This window comes from Phaeovulum sp. (assembly GCF_041596715.1).
Taxonomy (GTDB): Bacteria; Pseudomonadota; Alphaproteobacteria; order Rhodobacterales; family Rhodobacteraceae; genus UBA6213.
On record NZ_JBFHIA010000378.1, the window covers coordinates 1 to 1783 of the forward strand.

Here is a 1783-nt window from a genome sequence, read left to right on the forward strand (position 1 = left end):
GCGGATCTGGGGCACGGTGGCCAAACGGATTGGCCGGGGTATCTTTGGCCGCGAATGTTCCATGATTATCACGACGGTCGGCCCTTGCCGCGATAGCGACGGGTGCTGAAATGGCCGGTGCTTGACGCCGCGCGTCACCATTAGGCGCGCGTGGCAGTCGGTCACAAAACCGTTGGCGATTTGCGTCTCTGACAAGGCAGAAATCACCTGTTCCGGGGTCATGCCGATGGCAAGATCTATCGCCTTTGCAGCATCAAACAGCCGCTCGATATGTTCCTCCAGAAACGCCCAGCGTCCGTCATAAAGGCGCAGCCCCTCCCATACGCCGTCACCCAGCATGAAGCCAGAATCGTAGACCGAGACAAAGGCCTGAGCTTTCGGCAACAGCTGCCCGTTGATCCAGATCAGGATGTCTTCGTTGCGCGCATCTTCCTCGGCCTGATGCGTTGTAACCTGTTCGGCCATGATGCCCCCTTGGCTGTTTGCCAAAGGCTAAGCGGACACGGATGCGAATGCCAGAGTCGCGCGAACGAGTTGTGCAACCCTAGGCCCCGCTCATTCAGTGCCTGCGCCTATTTGGCATAGCGGAACAGCGCTGCGTGGGCGAAAACAGGCTCTAGCCCTGCGCTTTCGCCATGCGGTGCGGCGCGAAGGCCAATGGCCCGACCGTCAAGCCCTCGTTTTTAAAAACGCCTCTACTTCGGCACGCGCGGGGATGGCGTCCGCAGTGCCTGCGCGCGTCACCTTCAGCGCCGCCGCAGCGGATGCGAGCCGCAAAGCCTCGGCTGGCGGTTGGCCCGCATCGCGCGCTGCCGCGAAGTAGCCTGCAAAGGTATCGCCCGCGCCGGTGGTATCGACCACGTCCACTGAAAATGCCGCCTGCCTCACCGTTTCGCCAGTTGCCAGATCGCGCCATTCGGCACCGTCGCCGCCCCGCGTTACCAAGACCTGCGGCACCAGAAGCCGGTCAAGCTCTACCCCCAGTGCCTGCGAAAGTTGCGCGGCCTCGACCGCGTTCAACGCCAGCAAGGTGATGTGCGGCAGCACCGCGCGCACGGCCTCTACATCAAACGGCGCTGCGGAATAGATCACCCGCATTCCCTTGGCCCGCGCCAGTTCCGCCGCTTGCGCCTGATGCGCTGCTTCGTTTTGCAGCAACAGCGTATCGCCCGGCACAGCCCTTTGCAGCGCTGCCTCAACCCCGGCAAAACCAAAGGCGCGGTTCGCGCCCGCAAAAAGCACGATCGCGTTTTCGCCCGCCTGATCAACATTGATGATCGCGTGCCCACCGGCCTCTGTGCAGCGTTCTACATGGCGGCAATCGACGCCAAAGCCTTGCAGCCGCTCCAACGCCCACCCCTCGGGGCCCACGCCGCCGATGTGATAGACCCGCGCGCCCGCCCGCGCCGCCGCTACCGACTGGTTCGCGCCTTTGCCGCCTAGCCCCATCGAATAGCTGTCGGCGGCCAGTGTTTCACCGGGCGCGGGCAAATGCGGCAGGCGGTAGAAGTGGTCAATGTTTATCGAACCAAGGTTCCAGATTGTCACGCGCCGCCTCCTTCTTCGTTGCGCAATGCCACGCGGGGCCCCGAGGCGCGAGGCCCCGGGCCTTTCTTAGCGGTTCTGTCCCAGCCTACAGGCGGCGATTGCGGCCATGTTGAGAATGTCGTTCACGGTCGAGGAGGAAGAGCAGATCTGGATGGGTTTCTCTACCCCTGTCAGAATTGGCCCGATCACCGTTGCGCCCGCCATTTCTTGCATCAACTTGATCGAGATCGAGGCA

The 1783-nt window shown here is 62.8% G+C and carries 3 protein-coding genes; all 3 read right to left on the reverse strand.

All coding sequences use genetic code 11. The features are described from left to right. Positions 1 to 465, reverse strand: a 465-nt coding sequence (locus ABY403_RS16215; protein WP_372841845.1) for an aminotransferase class IV, incomplete at its 3' end; no start/stop codon positions are given. 204 nt (positions 466 to 669) lie between these two features. Next, positions 670 to 1548 (reverse strand): PfkB family carbohydrate kinase, encoded by an 879-nt coding sequence (locus ABY403_RS16220; protein WP_372841846.1) that lies wholly within the window; start codon positions 1546 to 1548, stop codon positions 670 to 672. A gap of 66 nt (positions 1549 to 1614) precedes the next feature. Continuing rightward, the coding region (locus tag ABY403_RS16225) for a phosphate acyltransferase (protein ID WP_372841847.1) at positions 1615 to 1783 on the reverse strand (169 nt) is incomplete at its 5' end.